The organism is Cellulomonas aerilata, from assembly GCF_007991755.1.
Lineage (GTDB): Bacteria > Actinomycetota > Actinomycetes > Actinomycetales > Cellulomonadaceae > Pengzhenrongella > Pengzhenrongella aerilata.
This window is the reverse complement of sequence record NZ_BJYY01000019.1, coordinates 140,687-163,185: the sequence shown is the minus strand read 5'-3', so window position 1 is coordinate 163,185 and position 22,499 is coordinate 140,687. Positions and strand designations below refer to the sequence as shown.

At 75.8% G+C, this 22,499-nt stretch carries 20 protein-coding genes and 1 pseudogene; 12 read left to right on the top strand and 9 right to left on the bottom strand.

Translation table 11 applies throughout. The features are described from left to right. A partial coding sequence (locus CAE01nite_RS15880; RefSeq protein ID WP_146906490.1) for an HNH endonuclease signature motif containing protein occupies nucleotides 1-1,049 on the top strand: 1,049 nt, incomplete at its 5' end. A gap of 82 nt (nucleotides 1,050-1,131) precedes the next feature. On the opposite strand, the gene CAE01nite_RS15875 is transcribed toward CAE01nite_RS15880, so the two are convergent. After that, a complete protein-coding gene (locus CAE01nite_RS15875; RefSeq protein WP_146906489.1) occupies nucleotides 1,132-1,860 on the bottom strand; it encodes a DUF72 domain-containing protein in 729 nt (242 codons plus the stop codon). 147 nt (nucleotides 1,861-2,007) lie between these two features. Between CAE01nite_RS15875 and CAE01nite_RS15870 the strand changes: the two genes are divergently transcribed. Further along, a complete protein-coding gene (locus tag CAE01nite_RS15870) occupies nucleotides 2,008-2,478 on the top strand; it encodes an HNH endonuclease (RefSeq protein WP_146906488.1) in 471 nt (156 codons plus the stop codon). Here the strand turns inward: CAE01nite_RS15870 and CAE01nite_RS15865 are convergent. Continuing rightward, the gene (locus CAE01nite_RS15865; RefSeq protein WP_186816623.1) at nucleotides 2,460-2,855 is read right to left on the bottom strand and encodes a nuclear transport factor 2 family protein; all 396 of its coding nucleotides are present in this window, start codon (nucleotides 2,853-2,855) and stop codon (nucleotides 2,460-2,462) included. The two genes, CAE01nite_RS15870 and CAE01nite_RS15865, sit on opposite strands and share 19 nt — an antisense overlap. 69 nt (nucleotides 2,856-2,924) lie before the next feature. Between CAE01nite_RS15865 and CAE01nite_RS15860 the strand changes: the two genes are divergently transcribed. Continuing rightward, on the top strand, nucleotides 2,925-5,006 hold the full coding sequence (locus CAE01nite_RS15860) for a S9 family peptidase (RefSeq protein ID WP_146906486.1): 2,082 nt from the start codon (nucleotides 2,925-2,927) through the stop codon (nucleotides 5,004-5,006). 167 nt (nucleotides 5,007-5,173) lie between these two features. Here CAE01nite_RS15860 and CAE01nite_RS15855 read toward each other — a convergent pair whose 3' ends face one another. Continuing rightward, nucleotides 5,174-5,596 (bottom strand): hypothetical protein, encoded by a 423-nt coding sequence (locus CAE01nite_RS15855; protein WP_146906485.1) that lies wholly within the window; start codon nucleotides 5,594-5,596, stop codon nucleotides 5,174-5,176. A gap of 107 nt (nucleotides 5,597-5,703) precedes the next feature. Between CAE01nite_RS15855 and CAE01nite_RS15850 the strand changes: the two genes are divergently transcribed. The 9 genes and pseudogenes from CAE01nite_RS15850 (at nucleotide 5,704) to CAE01nite_RS15810 (ending at nucleotide 14,144) form a co-directional block, all read left to right on the top strand. Then, nucleotides 5,704-6,837, top strand: coding sequence for a Gfo/Idh/MocA family protein (locus tag CAE01nite_RS15850; protein WP_222595955.1), 1,134 nt, complete (start codon nucleotides 5,704-5,706; stop codon nucleotides 6,835-6,837). Nucleotides 6,838-7,003: 166 nt separating this feature from the next. Beyond that, on the top strand, nucleotides 7,004-8,245 hold the full coding sequence (locus tag CAE01nite_RS15845) for an alkaline phosphatase (protein ID WP_246131267.1): 1,242 nt from the start codon (nucleotides 7,004-7,006) through the stop codon (nucleotides 8,243-8,245). Between the two features lie 137 nt (nucleotides 8,246-8,382). After that, entirely contained in the window at nucleotides 8,383-8,709 is a 327-nt protein-coding gene (locus CAE01nite_RS15840; RefSeq protein ID WP_146906483.1) for a hypothetical protein, read from the top strand. A gap of 24 nt (nucleotides 8,710-8,733) precedes the next feature. Continuing rightward, nucleotides 8,734-9,693, top strand: coding sequence for a DUF4862 family protein (locus tag CAE01nite_RS15835; RefSeq protein WP_186816622.1), 960 nt, complete (start codon nucleotides 8,734-8,736; stop codon nucleotides 9,691-9,693). Between the two features lie 117 nt (nucleotides 9,694-9,810). Further along, complete coding sequence (locus tag CAE01nite_RS15830; protein ID WP_146906481.1) at nucleotides 9,811-10,050, top strand: hypothetical protein; 240 nt, start codon at nucleotides 9,811-9,813, stop codon at nucleotides 10,048-10,050. Between the two features lie 356 nt (nucleotides 10,051-10,406). Beyond that, complete coding sequence (locus CAE01nite_RS15825) at nucleotides 10,407-11,453, top strand: putative F420-0 ABC transporter substrate-binding protein (protein WP_146906480.1); 1,047 nt, start codon at nucleotides 10,407-10,409, stop codon at nucleotides 11,451-11,453. 101 nt (nucleotides 11,454-11,554) lie between these two features. Next, nucleotides 11,555-12,646, top strand: a complete 1,092-nt coding sequence (locus CAE01nite_RS15820; protein WP_371862911.1) for a putative F420-0 ABC transporter permease subunit — start codon at nucleotides 11,555-11,557, stop codon at nucleotides 12,644-12,646. Further along, nucleotides 12,643-13,179, top strand: a pseudogene (locus CAE01nite_RS18985) (ABC transporter ATP-binding protein); the annotation flags it as partial. The gene CAE01nite_RS15820 and the pseudogene CAE01nite_RS18985, both read left to right, overlap by 4 nt. Nucleotides 13,180-13,481: 302 nt before the next feature. Continuing rightward, nucleotides 13,482-14,144: a nitroreductase family protein gene (locus tag CAE01nite_RS15810; RefSeq protein ID WP_146906478.1), complete on the top strand. Its 663-nt coding sequence runs from the start codon at nucleotides 13,482-13,484 to the stop codon at nucleotides 14,142-14,144. 16 nt (nucleotides 14,145-14,160) lie between these two features. Here the strand turns inward: CAE01nite_RS15810 and cofC are convergent, their stop codons facing one another. The 6 genes from cofC to CAE01nite_RS15780 all read right to left on the bottom strand — a co-directional run bounded on the left by cofC (nucleotide 14,161) and on the right by CAE01nite_RS15780 (nucleotide 22,333). Then, on the bottom strand, nucleotides 14,161-14,823 hold the full coding sequence (cofC, locus tag CAE01nite_RS15805; protein WP_146906477.1) for a 2-phospho-L-lactate guanylyltransferase: 663 nt from the start codon (nucleotides 14,821-14,823) through the stop codon (nucleotides 14,161-14,163). Further along, nucleotides 14,820-15,761, bottom strand: a complete 942-nt coding sequence (cofD, locus tag CAE01nite_RS15800; RefSeq protein ID WP_246131266.1) for a 2-phospho-L-lactate transferase — start codon at nucleotides 15,759-15,761, stop codon at nucleotides 14,820-14,822. The genes cofC and cofD overlap by 4 nt, the downstream gene beginning before the upstream one ends. 92 nt (nucleotides 15,762-15,853) lie before the next feature. Then, nucleotides 15,854-16,324, bottom strand: a complete 471-nt coding sequence (locus CAE01nite_RS15795) for an STAS domain-containing protein (protein ID WP_503826109.1) — start codon at nucleotides 16,322-16,324, stop codon at nucleotides 15,854-15,856. 169 nt (nucleotides 16,325-16,493) lie between these two features. Then, nucleotides 16,494-19,256, bottom strand: coding sequence for an alpha-mannosidase (locus tag CAE01nite_RS15790; protein WP_146906474.1), 2,763 nt, complete (start codon nucleotides 19,254-19,256; stop codon nucleotides 16,494-16,496). Next, nucleotides 19,253-20,482 (bottom strand): LacI family DNA-binding transcriptional regulator, encoded by a 1,230-nt coding sequence (locus CAE01nite_RS15785; RefSeq protein WP_246131265.1) that lies wholly within the window; start codon nucleotides 20,480-20,482, stop codon nucleotides 19,253-19,255. The genes CAE01nite_RS15790 and CAE01nite_RS15785 overlap by 4 nt, the downstream gene beginning before the upstream one ends. Nucleotides 20,483-20,491: 9 nt before the next feature. After that, entirely contained in the window at nucleotides 20,492-22,333 is a 1,842-nt protein-coding gene (locus tag CAE01nite_RS15780) for an MBL fold metallo-hydrolase (protein WP_146906472.1), read from the bottom strand. Between the last annotated feature and the right edge of the window lie 166 nt (nucleotides 22,334-22,499).

The following is a 22,499-nucleotide window of genomic DNA, read 5'->3' as shown; positions in this document are numbered from 1 at the left end:
CCCAGGTGCGCCTGGGCCGCACGCTGCGTGACGACCTGCCGCTGACCGCCGCCGCGGCCGCAGCCGGAGAGATCGGGGTGGAGCACGCGCACGTGCTGGCCGCGCTGGCACCCACTAGCGAACGCCGTCGCGAGGCGCTGGCCAGCCCGGATGTCGAGTGCGACGAGGCGTGGCTCGTCCGGCAGGCCAAGCTCAACACGGTCGACGACCTGCGGACCGTCGTCCGGCACTGGGCCGCGGCTGCGGACACCGACGCAGACGACCGCGGGTACGTGCAGGCGTGCGAGCGTCAGCACCTGCAGGTCTCCCCAACGCTGGGCGGGTACCACGTGCAGGGGTTCCTCACCGTGGATGTGGGGCAGGCGCTGGTGACGGCACTCGAAGCCGTCACTCCGGTCCCGGCCGCCGGGGACACCAGCACCACCGACCAGCGGCGAGCGCAGGCGGTCGGCGTCCTGGCGAACCTGGTACTGGACAAGGGCCTCGCCGGTGAGGGGCGCGCGTCACGGCCCCGGCTCAACGTGCTGGTGTCCTACGAGACGCTGCAGGCCGTCACCGAGCGGGCGATGGCGCGCCAGGACGCCCGGACGTTGCCCAGGTTGGGGTCGGTACTGACGGCAGAGAGCGTGCTGCACGGTCCGCAGTTCGAGGACGGCACCCCGATCCCGCGCATTCTGCTGGACCGGCTGGCGTGCGACGGAGAGTTCAACCGCGTGATATTCGGGCCACAATCCGAGATCCTCGATGTGGGCCGGGCGGAACGGACCTTCACCCGGGCGAGACGAAACGCGATCATCGCGCGCGACCGGCATTGCCGGTTCCCTGGCTGCACAGCACCACCGACCTTGTCGGAATGTCACCACGTCCGACATTGGGCACGAGATCACGGCAGCACCTCCGTCAGCAACGGGATCCTGCTGTGCTGGCACCACCACGGCTACGTGCATGCGCGTGGCATCGAGATCCACCGGCAGGGCGGGCGGTGGGTGTTCACCGACGCCGCCGGGCGCGAGCTGGGCGATCCCTGCCCGGACGACGAGGCGGGGTGACGCCGGTCGACACCAGCGGGCCTGACCCGGGACGCCACGATCCGGCTGGTCGCCTCGGGCGCGCACCGCCGGTCGGACGCCCTCACTGCCCGAGGAGGTAGCGCAGGGTCGAGGCGTTGCGGACGGCGTTGGCGTCGCCGTCGTTGTTGAAGTACGCGAAGACCTCCCGGCCCTGGCTCTCCCACTCGCGGAGGCGGTCGGCCCACCAGCGCAGGTCGTCGTCGGAGTACGAGCCGCCGTACAAGTGGTGCTGGTCGGGACCGTGCAGCCGGACGTAGACGAACGGCGCGGTCGCGCGCAGCCGGCACGGCAGGTGCGCCCCGCTCATGACGCAGTAGGCGGCGCCGTGCCGCTCGAGCAGCGCGTAGACGTCGTCGTGGTCCCAGCTGGGGTGGCGCAGCTCCACCGTGACCCGGACCCACCACGGCAGCCGGGCCAGGAAGTAGTCCAGCCGCGCGTCGTCGCGGGCCAGGGTCGGCGGCAGCTGGACGAGCAGGACGGCGCGCTTGTCGCCGAGCTCGTGCCAGCAGGCCTCGATCCGCTCGACCCACGGCTCGGGACGGTAGAGCCGGCGCGCGTGCGTCAGCCCGCGCGGCGCCTTCACCGACAGCGCGAAGCCGGGCGGCAGCACCCGGCGCCACCGGGCGAAGCTCGTCGGGCGCGGCCAGCGGTAGAACGACGCGTTGAGCTCCGCCGTCGCGAACCGCTGGACGTAGTGCCCGAGCCGGTCCTGCGGCGGCGAGCCGTGCGGGTACAGCTCGCCGTGCCAGTGGTCGTAGGACCACCCGGACGTCCCCACCCACACCGTCACGCGGCGACTCTCCCACGCCGACCCGCGCTGCCCCTTGCTGCCCCGTGCTGCCCCGTGCTGCCGGACGCTCCGGGGCGCCCGCCGTGGCCCGCAGTGCCCGGCAGGCGTCGAAGGGCGTCGTCGGACCGGCGCGGTGATCATGGCGGGATGCGCGCGCGCCCGGACCCCGCACCGGAGCCCGCCGGCTCGCGTGGGTCCGCCCCGGACGACCGCCGGCCCGCCTTGACCGACGGGCGCGGTCACGCGGAGCGCCTGCGGGACGCCGTCGTCCGGCAGGGCGGACGCTGCTTCTGGTGCGGTCGACCGTTCTCCGACCTGGTCGCCCCGACGACCGACCACGTGGTCCCGCGCGTCAAGGGCGGACCGTCCTGGCCGGAGAACGAGGTGGCGGCGTGCCGGCGGTGCAACGCCGAGCGCGGCCACACCACCCCGGTCGACTGGCTCGAGGAGTGCGTCCGCCGGGGCTGGCCCGCGGACCCGTCAGCGCTGGACGCGACCCTCGCGACGCTGGAGACGGCCATCGTCCGGCGCGGTGGTCAGCGCCGCGCACGGCCCTACGTGCACAGCCAGCGTCGCCGGCTGTCCCGCAGCGGCCCCGGTCAGGAGCGCTCGACGTAGTACTCGGTGAACTCGCGGCACCGGCCCGCGCCGTCGAACCGCATGACGAAGCAGTTGTCGTAGACCCTGACGACGGGTCCGTCCGGCGTGTCCCGGTAGCGGGACGTCCCGGTGGCCACGACCGTGTCGCCGTCGACGGCGACGGGGGCGTAGTCCGCGTCGTAGGTGCCCGGCGCGTCGCGCGTGGAGGCGCCGTCGGGCGAGTCGGTCCCGAGCCACGACGCGACGACGGCGTCGCGCCCGGTGACCGGGTCGTCGCCGGGGTGGTAGCGGTACGCCACGTCGTCGCTGAACAGATCCCCGATGGCGTCCGGGTCGTACGTGCGCCACGCGTCGACGTAGCGCCGGAGCCAGTCCTGTGCACCCTCGCTGTCCACCCGGCCACGGTAGCCCGCGTACGGTCGCGCGGGCAGGAGGTCGTCGGACCACCGGGTTAGGTTCGTGCGGTGATCCCTGCCGACCTCGCCCTGCTGCGCACCCCCGGTACTCCCGCCCTCAGCCCGGACGGGACCACGGTGGTCGTGTCCGTCACCTCCCCCGACCCCGGGACGGACGAGTACGTGGGCCGGCTGTGGACGGTGCCGGTCCACGGCGGCGCGAGCCCGTCCCCGCTCACGCGCGGGCACCGCGACACCGCCCCCGCCTGGTCGCCGGACGGCCGGTGGATCGCCTTCCTGCGGGCGGAGCCGAAGGGCAAGCCGCAGCTGCACGTCGTCGAGGCGGGCGGTGGGGAGCCGGTCCGGCTCACCGACGCCCCGCTCGGTGTGGCCGAGCCGCGCTTCTCCCCCGACGGCACCCGGATCGCCTACCTCGCGCGGGTGCCCGACGAGGGGCGCTACGTCGAGGGCGAGGACGCCGGCGCGGAGCCGCCGCGGCACATCACGACGTACCAGTACCGCGGCGACGGCGTCGGGTTCTTCCGCGACCGCCCGCAGCACCTGTTCGTCGTCGACGTGCCCGCCGACCCCCAGCCCGGCCGGCTGCCCGAGCCGGTCCCGCTGACGGCCGGTGACGTCGAGCTCAGCGCGCACCGCTGGCTGCCCGACGGGGACCACCTCGTCGCGGTCGCCGCCGTGCACCCGCGTCGCGAGGAGGACCTGCTCGCCGACGCGGTCCTGGTCGACGCCAGGCCGTCGACACCGGACCCCGGGGTGCCCGCGCCGCTCCCCCGCCCGCTGACCGGCGCCGCCGAGCGGTCCACGCTCGCGGTCGACACGGTCCAGCCCTCGCCGGACGGCCACACGCTCTGGCTGCTCGCCTCCGACCAGGGGCCGACCGGGCTGGAGTTCGTCGCGTCCCAGACCGGTCTGTTCTCGCTCGACCTCGACGCCGCGCTGGAGTCGGACTCGGGCGGTGAGGCCCACGCCGCCGTGGTGCCGCGCCGGCACACCGACGTCGACGCCGTGGACCTCGTCCCAGGGGTCCTCGCGGTCGCCGGCGACGAGGTGCTGGTCGCGGACCAGCGTCGCGGCGCCGTCGTCCTGCTGGCGCTGCCGGCGGACGGCGCCGGGAGCGCCCCGCACCCCGGCAGCACCGCCGCCGCCGCCGAGGGCCGGGTGCTGCTGGACGCGCCCGCCGTCGTGCTCGGCGTCGCGGCCACGCCGGACGGCTCCGCGGTCGTCGTGGCCGCGGCCGCGCCGGACTCGGCCGGCGACGTGCTGGCGGTGGACCGCGCGTCGGGGGCGACCACGCGGCTGACCGACCTGTCGGCGGACCTGCGCTCGACCGGCCGGCTGCACGCGCCGAGCGAGCTGACCGCCACCGCGCCGGACGGGTACCCCGTCCACGGCTGGGTCGCCCTGCCCGACGCCGACCGGCACCCGGGCTCGCACCCGGTCCTGCTGATGATCCACGGCGGCCCGTACGCGCAGTACACCCACGCCCTGTTCGACGAGGTGCAGGTGCTCGCGGAGGCCGGCTACGCCGTCGTCCTGGGCAACCCGCGCGGCTCCGCGGGCTACGGGTCGGCGCACGGACGGGCGATCCAGCGGGCCTTCGGGACGGTCGACACCGACGACGTCCTGGCCCTGCTGGACGCCGCCCTCGCCGACCCCGCGCTGCGGCTGGACGGCGCCCGCACCGGGGTCCTGGGCGGGTCCTACGGCGGCTACCTGACCGCCTGGCTGACCACCCGGACCGACCGGTTCACCGCGGCGATCGTCGAGCGCGGGTTCCTCGACCCGGTGAGCTTCGTCGGGTCCAGCGACATCGGGTGGTTCTTCGGGCAGCAGTACGTCGGCGACACCGGCACCCCCGAGGGGGCCACCGCCGTGGCGACGCAGTCCCCGATGGCGCACGTCGGCAGGGTCCGGACCCCCACGCTCGTCATCCACTCGGAGCACGACTGGCGCTGCCCGGTCGAGCAGGGTCAGCGCTGGTTCGTCGAGCTCAAGCGGCGCGGGGTGCCCAGCGAGCTGCTGCTGTTCCCCGGCGAGGGTCACGAGCTCAGCCGCTCCGGCCGGCCGCGGCACCGGGTCGCCCGCTTCGAGCACGTCCTGGACTGGTGGTCGCGGCACCTGCCGGTCTGAGCTCCCGTTCGCAAGCGCCGAGCCCCCAGGCAGGCGGCGGAGCGCTGCGGCGGGGCGGCGGAGCCCTGCGGCGGGCGGCGGAGCGGGCGGAGCCTTCAGGCAGGGCGGGCGGCGGAGCGGGCGGAGCCTTCAGGCAGGGCGGGCGGCAGGGCGGGGCGGCGGAGCCCTCAGGCCGGGGTGAGCGCACGCACGACGGCGGCCGCGCCGTCGCCGTCGTGCAGCTGGTACAGGCACGCGGTGAGCTCGGCGAGGGCGACGAGCATCCCGTCGGGGTCGCGGGTCAGGTGCTGGACGGTGCGCGGGTCGACCTGCGCCCCCTGACCGGCGAGCTCGCCGGTCACGATCTCCAGCGCCGCCGCGCGCTGCCAGCCGCCCGGCGACCCGCCCGCGGACCCGTCCACGGCGTCGGCGGCCCGGCGCAGGAGGTCGTGCGGCTCGGGCGCGTCGGCCAGCAGCCGGGCGGCGCGGGCGCGCAGCCACACGCAGGCCAGGCCGAGGTCCACGGCGACGAAGCCGGGCCGCTGCACCGGTGACCGGTGCAGCGCCTGCGTCAGCATGGCGTGCGCGGTCAGCTCGGGTCGGTGCAGCACCCAACCGACAGTAGGCGCCGGACCACGGTGCCCGGCGCCGTCCGGGGCCCGGTGCGCCCGATCGGGCGACCGTCCGGCGGCAGGGTTCACCCGGCTACGGTCCTCGGGTGGACACCAACGCGCAGCCGGTCACGCCGACGACTCCCTCCGCCCAGCCCGCCCCGCCCGTCCCCGTGGCGACCGGCCCGCAGCCGACCGCGCACACCGGCGGCCACCCGCCGCTGCTCGGTGCGGAGACCGTGCGCTGGGGCATCATCGGCGTCGGCGACGTCACCGAGCGCAAGAGCGGCCCCGGCTTCCAGCAGGCCGACGGCTCACGGCTCGTGGCGGTGATGCGGCGGGACGGGGCCAAGGCCGCCGACTACGCCCGCCGCCACGGCGTCCCCCGCTGGTACGACGACGCCGACGCGCTCGTCGCCGACCCGGACGTCGACGCCGTCTACATCGCGACGCCGCCGGACTCCCACCGCGACCTCACGCTGCGGGTCGCGGCCGCCGGCAAGCCGGTCTACGTCGAGAAGCCCATGGCCCGGACCGCCGCCGAGTGCGAGGAGATGCTCGCGGCGTGCGACCGGGCCGGTGTGCCGCTCTTCGTCGCGTACTACCGGCGCGCGATGCCGCGGTTCGTCGCCGTGCGCGACCTGCTCGCCGACGGCGCGATCGGTGCGCCCCGGACGGTCGCGGTGCGGCTGCAGCAGCCGGCCGAGCGGTTCGACGACGGCGTGGTGCCGTGGCGGCTGCGCCCGGAGCTCTCCGGCGGCGGGCTGTTCGTCGACCTCGGGTCGCACACGCTGGACCTGCTCGACCACCTGCTGGGGCCGGTGACCGAGGTCTCGGGGTCCGCGGCGAACCAGGGCCGCCACCACGCGGCCGAGGACGTCGTCGCGGGCGCCTTCACGTTCGCCTCCGGCGTCCACGGGGTGGGGCTGTGGTCCTTCGACGCCTACGAGCGGCGGGACGAGGTGGAGATCAGCGGGACCGCCGGGACCCTGCGGTTCTCCTCGTTCGGTCAGGAGCCCCTCGTGCTCACCACGGCCGCTGGGACGCGGGAGATCCCCGCGGCCGCCCCGGCGACCGTGCAGCTGCCGCTCATCCAGACGGTCGTCGACGCGCTGACCGGACGCGGGACGTGCCCGAGCACCGGCGAGAGCGCCCTGCGGACCGCCCGCGTGGTGGACGCGCTGCTGGCGGAGCACCGGGCCGCCCTGAGGACCTCGGGGCCGGCCGCGCCGGGGAGCTGAGGGTCTGACCATGGACGGCCCCCGGTTCGCCGGAGCATGCTGACGACAGCGCCTCCACCCCCCGCAGACGTCAAGGTGAACAACGAGGTTCGACCGAAGGGCGACAACCATGAGGGTGTTCGGATCACGACGGGCGAGGGTGGGCGCGGGGACTGCGGTGCTCGCGGTGGGTCTGGCGACCGCGGGGGCGGCCTTCGACGACGGGGACGACCGCCTCACCCGGGACCGCGGCCCGCGGACGGCGAAGAACGTCATCCTCGTCGTCGGTGACGGGCTGAGCATCGCGGCACGGGAGGCGGCCCGGCTGCACTTCGTCGGCCAGGACGGCGAGCTGGAGATGGACCAGCTGCGGTACGCCGGCTGGACCCACACGGACTCCGCCGACCCCGACGACGCCGTCACGGACTCCGCGGCGGCCGCGACGGCGTTCGCCACCGGGGTGCGCACGTACAACGGGGCGGTGGCGGTCGACCTCGAGGGCGACCCGGTGCGCACGCTGCTCGAGGACGCCAAGGAGCTGCGCAAGGCGACCGGGCTGGTGACCACGGCGCAGGTGACCGACGCGACCCCGGCCGCGTTCGGGTCCCACGTCGCCGACCGGGGTGCCCAGACGGAGATCGCCCGGCAGCTCATCGAGGTGACCAAGCCGGACGTGATCCTCGGTGGCGGCGAGGACTGGTGGTACCCGGTCGGCGACCCGGGCGCCTACCCCGACGACCCCGAGGACCGGCGACCGGAGGTCAGCAAGAGCACCATCGGCAACCTCGTCACCCGGGCGGAGCAGTCCGGGTGGGACTACGTCCGCGACGCCGAGGAGCTCCAGGCCACGGACTCCGACCGGATCCTGGGGCTGTTCGCCAACGAGGAGATGTTCGAGCAGGAGCCGGAGGGCCAGGGCGACGAGTACGCCCCGGTCGTCCCGCTGCGGACCATGACCGAGAAGGCACTGGACGTGCTGTCCCGGGACCGCCACGGCTTCTTCCTCATGGTCGAGGAGGAGGCGATCGACGAGATGGCGCACAACAACAACGCCCCCCGCACCCTGCAGTCCACCCAGGCGCTGGACGAGACGGTCGCGCTGATCCGGGACTTCGCGGCGGAGCACCGCGGCACCCTGGTCGTCGTCGTCGGCGACCACGAGACCGGCGGCATGCACATCGAGAACGTCGACCCGGCCGACGAGACCGGCGACCCCGAGAACGCGAGCGAGGCGGTCCTGCAGAGCCTGGAGGACGGCCCCTTCCCGATCGCGGACTCCGAGCTGGAGTTCGTCATCGACTGGACCACCGGCGGGCACACCGGCGCGGCGACGCCGCTGACCGCCGAGGGTCCCGGTGCCGAGCGACTGGCCCGGGTGCAGGACTCGACCAACGTGCACGACGTCCTGCTGGACGTGATGGACCGCTAGACCGGCGGACGGCGGCCCCGGTCCCTGCGCGCGACGCGGGGGCCGGGGCCTCGCCCATCTCGAGCCCACGGTGAGCCACGTTGAACCCACCGTGGGCCCACGGTGACAACGCGCCCCGCTCCCACGACGCTGTGTGCATGGACCCCTCGACGGAACCCCCTGCCCTCGCCCCCCGCCCCCTGCACCTGGCGGACCTGTCCGCCCTGATCGGGATCGTCGGCACGCTCGAGGGGCGCCTCATGGCCGGTCACCTCGACGTCACGCTCGCCGGGGACCTGCGCGACCGCCTCACCCGGGACGGCCTCCTCGAGGCGGACGCCGGGACGATGGAGCTGCGCGAGGCGCTCGCCTCCCTCGCGCAGCGGCTGCACCACGCGTGGGGGGCGTACGACGAGCCACCCGGTCCGGAGACCGTCGAGCCGAGCGAGCACGACGTCGACCTGCCCCCGAAACCGTCGAACTGACCGGCGGACGCCATGATGGGCGCCGTGACCACCTTCCTCGTGAGCGTGTACCCCGCCCTGCTGGCCCCGGACCCCGTGGACCCCGGCGTCGTCCGCGACGTGTACGCCCGGCTGCGTGACGTCCCCGGCATCGGCGCGGTCGAGCTGCCGCTCGGGCCCGACGGCCGGATCCCGGACGAGGACGCGACACTGGCTCATCTCGCGCCGCACTGGGACGTCGTGCTGACGACGGTGCCCGGGACGATGGCGCGCGCCGACGACCCCGCCTACGGCCTGGCCTCCCCGGACGAGCGGGGCGGTGACGAGGCGGTCGCGCACCTGCGCCGGTGCCTGGAGACCGCCGCCCGGGTGGACGAGGCGCTGGGCCGCCGCGCCGCCGTCGGCCTCGAGGTGGTGTCCGCACCACGGCGCACGCCCGGGGACGGGGACGGCCCCGACCGGCTCCTGGCCCGGCTGCGCGGCGTGCTCGACGGGCGCCCGGGCAGCGGCACCCCGCTCCTGATCGACCACTGCGACGCGCTGGTCGCCGGGCAGACGCCGGCGAAGGGGTTCCTCGACCTGGACGAGGAGATCGCGGTGGTCGCGGCGCTGCGCGCCGACGGGCACGCGGGCACCGGCCTGGTCGTCAACTGGGGCCGGTCGGCCCTGGAGGCCCGGTCCGTCGACGGGCCCGTCCGGCACCTGGAGCGGGCCCGGTCCGCCGGCGTGCTGCACGGCCTGGTGCTCTCGGGCTGCGCGGACCGCGACAGCGGGTTCGGGCCGGCGTGGACGGACATGCACCCCGGCCCGGCCGACCTGGCGGCACCCGCGGGCGAGCCGGCGTCGCTGCTCACCGACGCCGAGATCCGGCGCAGCGTCGAGGCGGCCGGCCCGGTGGCCGTCGTCGGCACCAAGTTCGCGGTCCGCCCGCACGGGCTGGACGCCGCCGCCCGCGCGCAGGCCGTCGTCGCCGGGGTGGAGCACGTCCAGCGACTGCTCGGCTGAGCGGGTCCGGGCCACCGAGCCCGATCTGATGGGTGCGTGCGTGCCCGCGCCGGTCGTACGGTCGTCCTGACGCGCGCACGCGCGTCGCCTCGTGAGGACTCACCAGGAGGACGACCCATGGCGATCGACGGCGAGACCGGCGCTCTGACCGGCACGAAGGACAAGGACTACAACGTCATCTGGTTCGTGGAGGCGTGCCTGAGCAACGTGCTCCGGCTGCAGGTCTACATCCAGGACGCCGAGCGCGAGGGCGACACCGAGCTCGCCGAGTTCTTCCGCAAGGCGCAGGCGGAGAGCCGCAAGGGCGCCGAGCAGGGCAAGCAGCTGCTCAGGAGCCGGCTGGGCTCCGGCACGTGACACGTGCCTGACGGGCGAGCGACCGTCACGGACCCGACGAGCCCCGCACCGCCGACGACGGCGGTGCGGGGTTTCGTCATGCCGCCACGGTCCGCGGCGCAGCCGCCGTGGTCCGCGGCGCAGCCGCCGTGGTCCGCGGCGCAGCCGCCGTGGTGCGACGGCCGCGGGTCGAACGCTCGCCGGCGACATAGGATCGCCACGCGGGGCAGGGCGACGCCCTCCCCGGTGCACTGCGCACCTGCTCGCTCGGGATCCCGGGGCCGGCTCTGGCCCTGCGCGCCTGCCCCCTGCTTGGGGCGGCTGGTCCGACGCATCGCCGCTGCACGCGACGTCCGCCTCTCGACCACGGAGCCCCCATGCCCAGCCGTCCGTCCCGTCCCTCCCGTGCCCTGCCGCGTCCCCCGTGGCGGCCGGCGCTCCTGGTCGCCACGCTCCTCGGGCTGGGCGCGTGCGGTGGCGGCACCCCCGGCGCCGGTGCCGCGGCCACGGGGACCCCGGACGCCCCGGCGTCGTCGTCCGCCGCCTACCCGGTGACGTTCGACAACTGCGGCGTCGACGTCACCGTGGACGCGGCGCCGCAGCGCGTGGTGACGATCAAGTCGAGCACCACCGAGATGCTGGTGGCGCTGGGCCTCGCCGACCGCATCGTCGGCGCGGCGTTCCTGGACGGCCCCTTCCCGGACGACCTGACCGACGCCGGCGCCGACGTGCCGGTCCTGTCCGAGCGGGCTCCCGGTCCGGAGGCCGTGCTCACCGTCGAGCCGGACCTGGTCTACGCGGGCTGGGAGAGCAACTTCTCCGCCGAGAGCGCCGGCGACCGGCAGGCACTGGCGGACCTGGGCGTGAGCAGCTACGTGTCGCCGTCGGCGTGCAAGGGCGACGGGTACCAGCCGGACCCGCTGACCTTCGACGCCGTCTTCGACGAGATCACCGAGGCGGGCCAGGTCTTCGGCGCCCCCGACGCCGCGGCGGACCTCGTGGACCAGCAGCGCGGCGAGCTCGACGAGGTCGTCCCGGACCCGCGGGGGCTGACCGCGCTGTGGTACTCGTCCGGCTCGGATGTCCCGTACGTGGGCGCCGGGATCGGCGCGCCGCAGATGATCATGGACGCCGTGGGGCTGGAGAACGTCGCCGCCGGTGTCCACGACACGTGGACCGCGTTCGCGTGGGAGGAGGTCGTGGCCGCCGACCCCGACGTGATCGTCCTCGTCGACGCCGCCTGGAACACCGCCGACGCGAAGATCGCGATGCTCGAGGGGAACCCGGCCACCGCCCGGCTCACCGCCGTCCGCGAGCACCGCTACCTCGAGGTGCCGTTCGCGGCGACCGAGGCCGGGGTGCGCAACGTCGCCGCGGCGAGCGACCTGGCCGCCGGGCTCGCCGGGCTGGAGGTCGCGGGGTGACGCGGACCGCGCAGCCGCGGCCGCGGCCGGCCGGGCCTGGTCGGCCGGACGACGCCGGGCCCGGTCGGCCGGACGACGCCGGGCCCGGGGCGCTCGACCGGCTGCCCGCCGTGGTGCCCGACGCGTCGCTGCCCGCTGTCCCCGCCGTCGACCGTCGAGCCGACCGGACGGGTACCCGGCGCACCGCCCGGGTCCCCTCCCCGGCACTGCTGCTGGGCGCCCTCGTCCTGCTGGTGGTGTCCGTGGTCCTGGCGATCACCATCGGCCCCGCGCAGATCTCGCCCGTCGACGTGTGGCGGTCGGTGGCCGCGCACGCCGGGCTGGGCAGCACGCCGCTGCCGGCGTTGCGCGACGCGATCGTGTTCGACATGCGGCTGCCGCGGGTCCTGACGGCCGGTGCGGTCGGTGCCGGGCTGGCACTCGCCGGCGCGGTCATGCAGAGCCTGACCCGCAACCCGCTCGCCGACCCGTACCTGCTCGGCCTGTCCTCGGGGGCGTCGCTCGGCGCCGTCGGCGTGCTCGTGCTGGGGCTGGGCGTCGTGCTGCCCGTCGCCGCGTTCGTGGGTGCCACGCTCGCCCTGCTCGCCACCCTCGCGCTGGCCGGCTCGCTGGGCACGACGAGCCCCACGCGCACGGTCCTCGCCGGGCTGGCGGTGGCCCAGCTGTGCGCCGCCGCGACGTCGTTCGTCATTTTCTGGTCGGCGACCGGCGACTCCTACCGCGAGATCCTCAGCTGGCTGATGGGGTCCCTCGGCGGCACGACCTGGACCAGCGTGGCGATCGCCGGCTCTGCGCTGCTCCTGGTCGGCACCGCCCTGGCGACCGCCGGCGGCACCCTCGACGCGTTCGCGTTCGGCGACACCTCGGCGGCCGCGCTGGGCGTCGACGTGCGCCGCACCCGCCTCCTGCTGCTCACCGGCGTGGCGGTGCTGACCGGGGCGATGGTCGCGGTCAGCGGCTCCATCGGCTTCGTCGGGCTCGTGCTGCCGCACGCCACGCGGCTGCTCGTCGGCGCGCGGCACCGCGTCCTCCTGCCGCTCTCCGCCCTGGCCGGCGCGACGTTCCTGATCTGGGCGGACACCGCGGCGCGGACGATCTTCGACCCGCGCGAGCTGCCGGTCGGGATCCTCACCGCGGTCATCGGTGCGCCGGTCTTCGCCTGGATCCTGCGGCGGCGGCGGGCCGTCTCGTGAGCCTGGAGGTCCGCGGCGGCGGGGTGCGGATCGGGGACACCGTGGTCCTGGACGGCATCGACCTCACCGTCCCCGCCGGGACCGTCACCGGCCTGCTCGGGCCGAACGGGTCGGGCAAGTCGACCTTGCTGCGGCTGGTCGCCGGCGTCGGTGGCGCCCTGCCGGGCCGGGTCACGACCACCGGCGACGTGCGCTGGCACGGTGCCGACCTGCTCGCCATGCGCCCGCGCGACCGCGCGCGCCGGGTCGCCCTGGTGGAGCAGGACGCCCGCACCGAGGTCGAGCTCAGCGTGCGCGACGCCGTCCTGCTCGGCCGCATCCCGCACCGCTCGCGCTGGGCGGCGGACTCCGACGCCGACCGCACCGCCGCCCAGGCCGCGCTGGACGCCGTCGGGCTGACCGGTCTGGCCGACCGCCCCCTGGCCTCGCTCTCCGGGGGCGAGCGCCAGCGCGTGCACCTGGCCCGGGCGCTCGCCCAGAGGCCCGAGCTGCTGCTGCTCGACGAGCCGACGAACCACCTCGACATCCAGGCGCAGCTCGCCGCCCTGCACCTCGTGCGGGCCGCGACCTCCGGCGGCACGACGGCGCTCGTGGCGCTGCACGACCTCAACCTGGCGGCGGCCTACTGCGACCACGCGGTCGTCCTCGCGGGCGGCGCCGTCGTCGCCGCCGGGCCGGTGGCGGACGTCCTGGTGCCCGCGGTCGTCGACGCGGTGTACGGGGTCTCCACCACCCTCCTGCCGCAGCCGGGGACCGACCGGCCCGTCCTGGCGTTCCGGGCCGCCGCACCGCCGGACCTCCCAGCCGTGGGCGCCTGGGGCGGATGATCGCCGTCATGGAGTTCACCGACGTCGTCCGCCGCCGCCGCATGGTCCGCCGCTACTCCCCCGAGCCGGTGGACCCCGCCGTCGTCGACCGGATGCTGGGCAACGCGGTCCACGCGCCGAGTGCGGGGTTCAGCCAGGGCTGGGGCTTCCTCGTCCTGGACAGCCGGGCGGACGTCGACCGGTTCTGGGACGCCACGACGCCGGACGAGCTCGGGTCGCCGCTCGCCGGCTGGCTGCGGGGGATGCGGACGGCGCCCGTGGTCGTCGTGCCGTTCTCGTCCGAGGCGCTGTACCGGCGCCGGTACGCCGAGCCGGACAAGACGACCGGCGCGCGGACGCCGGACGAGGACCAGTGGCCGGTCCCGTACTGGCACGTGGACGCCGGCATGGCCGCCCTCCTCATCCTGCAGACGGCCGTCGACGAGGGGCTCGGCGCGTGCTTCTTCGGTGTCCCGGCGTCGCGGACCGACCGGCTGCGCACCGAGTTCGGCGTGCCGGGCCACTACACGCCGGTCGGGGCGATCACGGTCGGGCACCGCGCGCCCGACGAGCGGCCCAGCGGCTCCTCCGTGACGCGGCGCCGTCGTCCGGTGGAGGAGGTCGTGCACCGCGGGGCCTGGCAGGGGGCGGACGCGTCGGTGCCTCCCACCGGGCCCCTGACGCGGGCCTGACGCGGGGCCGGTCGCGTCAGACCGCGACCGGCAGCGCCGCCATGCCGGGGACCGCGGCCACCACGCGCGCGCGGACCGGCGCGGGCAGGACGGCCCAGTCCGCCACGGTGTCGAGGTCGACGGCGAGCCCCGGCCGGTCCACCTCGGCCGGCACCCAGCCCCGCCGGCGGGCCTGCGCCCGGTGGGCGGCCAGGCTCTCGGGGCCGAACGCGTACGGGAAGCCGGCCGCGGGGCGGTCCAGCAGCAGCGCGTTGGTGCCGGTCCCGGTGCGGTCGGGAGCCACGACCACCGGGCCGGCGGCGTCGACCAGGGCGGCGACATCGACGGCCGCGAGCGCGGGCAGGTCCGCGTGGACGACGAGCAGGCGGGCGTCGGCGTCCGTGAGAAGGAGCCGCTCGCGGGCGACGTCGAGCGCGGCGTTGAGGCCGGGACGGTCCGTCGGCTGGGTCAGGATCTCCACCGCTCCGCCGACGCCGCCCAGCGCCGCGTGCGCGAAGGCGGCATCCGCGGTCACCACGACGACCCGGGCGACGGCGTCCGTGGCGGCCAGCGTGGCCACGACGTGGCGGGCGAGCGCCGCGACCAGGCAGGACCGGTCGTCCGGCCCGAGGTCCCCGGCGAGCCGGGTCTTGCCCGAGCGGCCGTCCCGCAGCGGCACGACGGCGACGGTCGTCCTCACCCGCCGACCGCGGCGTCGAGCACCTCGCGGGCGAGCCGGCGCCGGTCGTCGGGCCCACCCATCACCGTGCCGGTGACCACGACGTCGAGGCCGAGGTCCCGGATGGCCGGGGCCAGGGCGCGGTCCTCCTCGTCGATGCAGAGCACGTCCAGCAGGCCGACGTACAGGCGCGCCACCCCCAGGGCCGACACCTCGTGGCCGAGGTCCGCGAGCATCTGGGCCGCCGGACCCTTGAGCGCCTGCCCTCCGACGATCGGGCTGACGCCGACCCGGCGGGCCGAGGTGCCGGCCAGCGCGTCGCGCACCCCCGGAACGGCGAGGATCGGGCCGATGCTGACGAACGGGTTGGAGGGCGCGAGCACCACGACGTCGGCGTCGGCGAACGCCGCCAGCACCCCCGGTGCCGGCGCCGCGGTCTCGATGCCGTCGAGGACCAGCCCGACGACCGGGTCCTGGTGACGCCGGCCGACGAAGTACTCCTGGAAGTCCAGGCGCCCCGCCGGGGTGTCGACCATCGTCGCGACGCGGTCGTCGGTCATCGGCAGGAGCCGTGCCCGGATGCCGAGCGCCGCGGTGAGGTCCGCGGTCACCCGCGACAGCGGCGTCCCGGCGCGCAGGCGTCCGGTGCGCACGACGTGGGTCGCCAGGTCACGGTCGCCCAGGGTGAACCACGTCCGCTCCCCCAGGCCGGCCATGGCGTCGAGCGTCACCCGGGTGTCCCCCGCCACGCCCCACCCGGTGACCGGGTTCGCGAGCCCGGCGAGGGTGTACATGACCGTGTCGAGGTCCGGGCTGATCGACAGCCCGTAGACCTCCGCGTCGTCCGCGGTGTTCACCACGACGGTGAGGTCCCGGACGAGCCCGTCCAGCCCGTGCACGAGCTTCGCCCCGCCGACCCCACCGGCCAGCGCCGTCACCGTCATGTCTGCCGCAGGCACGCGCCGGAGCATAGCCGCGGGGGGCGGGCGGCCGAGCGGTGCGGATCCACCGACGCGAGCCGCCGGTCCGGCTCGTCGGCCGGCGTCCGGCGTCAGCCGAAGGGGTACCGCTCGATGCCCGACAGCCGCAGGGCGCGCTGCACGGACACGCTCGGCTGGTACTCCGCGACCCCCGGACCGCCCGCGACCCGCTGCAGCAGCACGAGCATCCGCACGCCCTCGGCGCCGAAGAAGGTGACCTCCCGGCAGTCCACCGCGACGGGCTCGTGGGCCGCCCGGACGACCGCGAGCACCTGGTCGAACCGGGCCCGCAGGGCCGTGTCGATCTCGCCCGAGAAGCGCACCAGCAGGCGGCCGCGGCGGGTCTCCAGCGCGATCGCGTCCCGGGGCTCCGCGGGCCCGCGCGCCACCGTGAGCCCGGGGACGACCGGCCTGCCGGGCAAGGGGGCCGAGGCGATCGAGGGCACCGACGGCGCGGCGCCCTGCCGTCGGGAGACCGCGGGGCGGGAGGTGCCCGACTCCGCCGGAGCCGACCCGTGCGGGCCCGGGACCTCCGAGAGCATGTGAGCCACCGGGCTACCTCCTGACAGGCCGGACGACGTCTCCGCGTCACGTCCCCGGCGTGGGCACCGGGGCCGTCCGCACGCGCGGGGAGTCCCACTGTTCCATGTCACAGGTCGTGCTGACACGGACTCCGCGGGTTGTGACACAACCGTGACGGCAAGCCCCCGGTCAGTCGACCGGGCTGCGGCGCTGTGCCGGGGCCATCGCCTGCGCCGGCGTGGTGGCGTCCGAGGCGTCGTGGTCACCGCCGTCGTCGGGGTGCGCCGCACCGGTCCCCGGCCGGTCCGCGTCCCCGGCGCCAACCCCCGCCGGGGACCGGGACGCCGGCAGCTCCGCGCCGGTGAACACGCCGCCCGGCAGGTCGTCGCGCGCCCACTCCACGAGGTTCACCTCCTCCACGTCACCGCCGCCGCGGGGGACCCGGAAGGTCCGGATCTGGCCGGGCCCGAAGTCGGCCTCGACCACGCGGCCGAGCACGGGCAGCGCCAGGCGCGCGTGCGCGGGCCGGCCGCGCGTCTCGACAGCACGCACGACGAGGTCCACCGCTCCCGCGTCGCCGTCGGCGTCGTCCTCGCTGCCCTTCAGGGCGCTGATCATCACCGCGCCGCCGCCGTCGGAGGCGAAGGAGGCCTCGGGGGGCAGGGCGCCGTCGTGGAAGCCCTCGAGCATGGCGCGCGCCGGGGAGCCGAGCTCGGCGGCCCGGCGCGTCAGGCCCGCCTCCCGCCAGTCCCCGGCGTGCGGGACGAGCTGGTACCGGAACGACTGGCGGCCCTGGTCCTGGTAGGAGTAGACGCCGTCCGGGTCCAGCAGCCGGGGGTCGTGCCAGGAGTACACCGGGCTGCGGACGGCGGTCAGGCCGATGCTCGCGGTCGGCCCGGGCGAAGGGTCGGCCGGCAGGACGTCGTAGCCGTGCTTCGCGTCGTTCACCAGGGCCAGGCCCGCGCGCCGCCCGTCCGGCGACCCGCTCACCGACCCGCTGACGTCGACCCACGACTGCGCCGGGTTCTCCGCGCCGTCCACGGGGTGCTCGAGGGTGCCGAACGGGATCTCGTACGTGCTGACCGGCTCGTCGAGGGCGACGGGGAACCGGAGCTTGAGCAGGTGCGCCCTCTCCCGCCAGTCGAGGGTGACCCGGACCTCGAGGCTGTCGCTGCGGTGCCCGAGGACCAGCTCCTCCACGAGGGTCGAGCGGCCCCACTCCCGCTCGACCCGGAGCACCGCACGCAGCGGGCCGCTCTCGCGCAGCACCACCCGGGTGGTCCGCATCGCGGCGCCGGGCCACGCGTAGGAGACGACCCGGTGCCCCCAGGTGTCGGTCGGGTCGGCGCTCACCTGCGTGTGCTCCCCGCGGGCCCCGGCGACCAGGTCGGCGCCGGTGCGCTTGTCCCGCAGGGAGGTCAGCCAGCCGGTCGCCGGGTCCACCTCGACCCGCAGGACGTCGTTCTCCAGGACCGTCCCGCTCGCGAGCAGGGTGCCGGCCGGCTCCGCGCTCGGCCCGGCGGAAGACGGCGCCGCCCCGGCCACCAGCCGGTACAGGCGGTACCCGAACGGGGGCAGGTGCGCCTCGAGGACGACGGCCGCCCGCCCCCGGTCGTCCGTGGTCGCCACGGATTGCGTCCGCTGGGACACCGCGACCCGGCCGTCGGCGTCCACGACGTGCACGCCGGTGGGCTGGGACCCGTACTGCAGCTCCACGTGCGCGGTGACCGGCCAGGGGTGCGGGTTCAGGACGAGCACCGGCTGCGTGCCCTCCACCAGCGCGATGTCGACCTGCCGCGCCAGGACGTTGTGCACCCGGTTGATCACCCGCTTGGCGACGGCCACCGCCTCGCCGAGCTGGTCGCGCGCGTCGTCGTACGCGGGCTCGATCGCGGAGCCGGGCAGGACGTCGTGGAACTGGTTGAACAGCACGGCCTTCCAGGCGCGGCCCAGGTCGTCCCGGGGATAGGGCAGGCCGTGAGCGAGCGCCCCGACCGCGGCCCACCGCTCCGCGGACAGCAGGGCCGCCTGCGCCCGGCGCTGCCACGCCTTGATGCCCGAGTGCGCCGAGTAGCAGCCCGCCGCGTGCCGCTGCAGGTCACCGCGCCACACCGGCAGCGTGGGAGCCTGCGCCTCCCGGGCGAGCAGCCCGTCGAGGTACCGGCGCGGGTGGGACAGGGTCATCCGCCCGAAGGAGCCCATCCGGTCGTAGCGGTGGACCGACTCGATGTTCGCCCGGGTGGGGCCCCCGCCGTGGTCGCCGACGCCGTAGAAGACCATGAGGTCGCCCAGGCTCTGGTCGAGGGCCCCCAGCGACTTGTCGGTCTGGCCGGACACGTCGCCCGGCGGGCTGCCGTACTCGTACGGGATGCGGTACCCCAGCACGCGGGAGCCGTCCGGCGACTGCCACCAGAACGCGGTCCCGACCAGCGGACCCTCGTGCGGTCCGGGGCGCAGGAAGACGTAGGAGTCCATGCCCTGCAGGCGCAGGATCTGGGGCAGCATCGCGTGGTGGCCGAACGGGTCCGCGTTCATGCCGACGGTCGCGGTGACCCCGAGCCGCTCGCGCAGGTGGCGCTGGCCGTACAGCCCCTGCCGGACGAACGACTCCCCCGCCGGCAGGTTGCAGTCCGGCTCGACCCACCACCCGCCGACGAGCTGCCAGCGGCCCTCGGCGACCCGCTCGCGGATGCGCGCGAACAGCTCGGGGTCGGACTCCTCCACCCAGGACAGCAGCACGACCTGGTCGGACGTGAACACGAAGTCCGGGTACTCGTCCATGCGGTGGATCGCGGACCAGAACGTCGCCCGCGCCTCGGCGTAGCCCTCCTGCCACGGCCACAGCCACACCGGGTCCAGGTGCGCGTGGCCGACCATGTGCAGCGTGCGGTCCGGGGTCGCGGCGGGACGCCGGGCCGGGGTCGGAGCGTCCGGGGGCGGGTCCGCGGTCATGCCCCCGCCCCCGCGCTGCCCGACCTCACGGCCGCCCGTGCCGGCGGGGGCCCCGTCGACCCGCGCTGGAGGACGCGCGCGCCCAGCATCACCGTGCGCGGCGGCGCCTGCGCGGCCTCGATGCGCTCGAGCAGCCGGGTCACGGCGGTCTCGCCCAGCGCCACCGCGTCCTGCTCCACGGCGGTGACCTGCGGCGTCACCATGCTCATCCACGGGGCGTCGTCGAACGACGCGAGGCTCAGGTCGTCGGGCAGCCGGACGCCCAGGTCCGCGGCCGCCCGCCACACCGCCTCGGCGAGGAGGTTGTTGGCGGCGAAGATCGCGGTCGGCGGGTCCGGTCGGCGCAGCAGGTCGGCGGCCGCGGCCCGGGCGGCCCCGGCGTCCCACCGCGCCGCGACGACCAGCGACTCCTCGAGGGGCAGCCCCGCCGCGCGGCACGCCTCCTCGTAGCCCGCGTGCCGCTCCCGCCCGGTGGTCCACTCCATCTCGTCGATGAGCAGGGCGATCCGGCGGTGCCCCAGGCCGATGAGGTGCTCGGTCACCCGGCGGGACGCGTGCTTGTTGTCCACCAGGACGGCGTCGGAGGCGCCCTCGCCGAACTGCCGGTCCACCTCGACGAGCGGCACGCGGTGCCGGGAGAGGTAGGCGACGACGTCCGGGGCGACCGGGGTGACCACGACCCCCGCGACCCGCAGCGCGACGAACCGCTCCGCGGCCGCGACCTCGTCCGCGGCGCTGCCGTTGTCGTCGGCCAGCATCATCGTGTAGCCCCGGCGCCGGGCCTGCTGGCTGATGCCCGCCGCGAGGTCGGCGTAGAACGAGTTGCGCAGGTCCGACACCAGCACCCCGATGGACCGGGACACCTGCTGCTTGAGGTGCCGGGCCGTGGCGTCGGGCACGTAGCCCAGCCCCTCCGCCGCGTGCTGCACCCGCTCGCGCACCCCGAGGCCGACGTACCCGCGTCCGGTGAGCGCGCGCGACGCGGTCGACCGGGAGACCCCGGCGGCCTCGGCGACGTCCTTGATCGTCGCCCGGCGCACCGGCCCGGGGGCGGCGCCGTCCCGGGCGGGCACGGGGTCCGACCCCGTGCCGTTGGAGGCGCCGGCCGAGGGGCCGGTCGACGTCCCGGTCGACGTGCCGGTCGCCGGACCGACCCGGGGGCCGTCCGCCGCCGCGTACGACGTCGCCGGCCCGTGGGCCGTGCCCGTGGAGGTCGCACCGTCCACCGCGGCCCCCTAGCCCGCGTCCACGACGTCGACCAGCGCCTCGGCGTGCTGCCCCAGGTGCAGCTCCCCGATCCGGACGTCGACCGCCACCCGCGCCCGACGCTGCGGGCTGTGCCCGACGGCGACGTCGAAGTCGACGTCCACGGCACCGCCCCCCGGGAGCGGGACGACCGCGACGTCCGGCTCGGCCCGCCACCCGGTCGGCAGCACCGGACGCACGGTGGCCTTCTGCTCCTCCGTCGTGGGGTTGCGCACCGACACGGTGAACCGGGCCGTCTGCGCCGCGGGCACCTGGGACAGGTACGGGGCCACGCGCGCCAGGACGCCGTCCATCCCGAGGTCGAGGGTGCCGCCGGGCAGCAGCGCCTCGTGCAGCGCGACGAACTCCTCCGCCTCGTCGGTGAGCATGGCCAGGTACCCGGGCTCGACCCACCGCGGCTCCCAGTGCCCGGTCACGATCACGCCGGGGGCGATCCGGTGGTAGAGCGCGGCGCTGCGCCGGTAGTCGTCGAGCCGGACGATGTTGCGGTACTGGTAGTTGAGGACGTCCCGGCGCTGCCCGGGGATGCCGAGCCCCTCCTGCTGGTCCCCGGTCACCAGCACCCGCACGCCGTCGACCTCGAGCTCGAACGCCGCGGCGTACAGCGTGTGCCCGGGCAGCTCGTGCACGGTGATCTCGTACTCGTGCCAGCGGAACGTCCCTCCCAGCGGCAGCACCCGGTCGGACGGGATGGGGTCGTACCACTGGCACGGCAGGTCGTAGCGCATGGGGTCGGCCAGGATCGGCGCGACGTTCTCCGGGGACCAGATCTCGGTGCCCTCGACCTCGCGCAGCAGGTTCAGGCCGGCGACGTGGTCGTCGTGGTAGTGCGTGGGCAGGGCGACCTCGACGGACGTCACCCCGTGCCTGCGCCGCAGCGCCGGCAGCGACGCGAGCCAGGGCCGGCGGGCCGCGCGGTCCGCGCCGGGCGGCAGGCCGGTGGTCACGTCGTAGCCGAAGTCGATCATCATCGCCGCGCCCGTCCGGGACACCAGCACGTAGCTGCACGCCAGGCTCGTGCGGTTCCACAGCAGGTGCGGGGTGACCTCGACGTACGGGTCGACGAGGCGGGTCTGCAGGTCCCACGGGTACGGCCGGCGGGAGTCGACGTACGCGCGCAGGCGCTGGGCGAGCAGCCCGAGGCTGTGCTGCGGGTCCTCCATCACCTCCCCGTGCGAGGGCAGCAGCCGCGAGACGTGCCGGTCCATGAGCACGTAGCAGCTCATGACGGTCATGGCCGGGCCCTCGTTCTCGGTGTACGACCACTGCGTCGCCGCCAGGGACCACACCTTGCCGGGGCCGTAGATGAGGTCCCCGCTGAACGCCAGCCGCTCGCTGTCCCGCTCGACCAGGTAGGTCACCGACCCGACGGTGTGCCCGGGCGTCGGCAGCACGAGCACCGGCACGCCCCCGTAGGTGCGCGTGCGGTACTCCGGCACGACGTCGGCCACCGGGACCGGGTCGAGCAGGGAGAACCGGTCCTGGCGCAGGTTGTAGTCGTTGACGAGGGGGCGGGTGCGCCACATCTCGTCGACGGCGGCGAACAGGTCCCGCTCCACCGGCGGCACGTGGATCCGGATGCCTGCCGCGGCGGCCAGCGGCAGCCCCTGGCCCTGGTCCCGGTGGTGGTGGGTCATCAGCACGTCGGTGAGCCGGTCGACGCCCATCTCGGCGAGGTGCTCGAGCACCACGCCCGAGCCGAAGTCCACCGCGATCCCGGTGCGCCCACCGGCGGCGCGGATGACGTAGACGTTGCACGTGTCCCGGACGCGGAAGACGCCCGGTGCGACCTCCGACACTGGATGGTCCATGACCGCATGATATCGATCCCAGGCCCAGGTGGTCCCCCGTCCCGCTTCTCGCGTGCGGGTGGCACTTCTGTCGCCTACATCGACCTGACATCGATCCCAGCACATGGTCAGGAAACAGCCGTGGCGGGCAGCGTCGACATGGACGCGGACGGGCGGAGGTGGTGCG

What these genes read in the sequence shown, in the direction of transcription:
- CAE01nite_RS15870 (WP_146906488.1), top strand. Translation starts at nt 2,008, where the DNA reads ATGCGCGCGCGCCCGGACCCCGCACCGGAGCCCGCCGGCTCGCGTGGG.
- CAE01nite_RS15840 (WP_146906483.1), top strand. Translation starts at nt 8,383, where the DNA reads ATGGACCCCTCGACGGAACCCCCTGCCCTCGCCCCCCGCCCCCTGCAC.
- CAE01nite_RS15830 (WP_146906481.1), top strand. Translation starts at nt 9,811, where the DNA reads ATGGCGATCGACGGCGAGACCGGCGCTCTGACCGGCACGAAGGACAAG.
- CAE01nite_RS15825 (WP_146906480.1), top strand. Translation starts at nt 10,407, where the DNA reads ATGCCCAGCCGTCCGTCCCGTCCCTCCCGTGCCCTGCCGCGTCCCCCG.
- CAE01nite_RS15810 (WP_146906478.1), top strand. Translation starts at nt 13,482, where the DNA reads ATGGAGTTCACCGACGTCGTCCGCCGCCGCCGCATGGTCCGCCGCTAC.
- CAE01nite_RS15795 (WP_503826109.1), bottom strand. Translation starts at nt 16,324, where the DNA reads ATGCTCTCGGAGGTCCCGGGCCCGCACGGGTCGGCTCCGGCGGAGTCG.
- CAE01nite_RS15790 (WP_146906474.1), bottom strand. Translation starts at nt 19,256, where the DNA reads ATGACCGCGGACCCGCCCCCGGACGCTCCGACCCCGGCCCGGCGTCCC.
- CAE01nite_RS15780 (WP_146906472.1), bottom strand. Translation starts at nt 22,333, where the DNA reads ATGGACCATCCAGTGTCGGAGGTCGCACCGGGCGTCTTCCGCGTCCGG.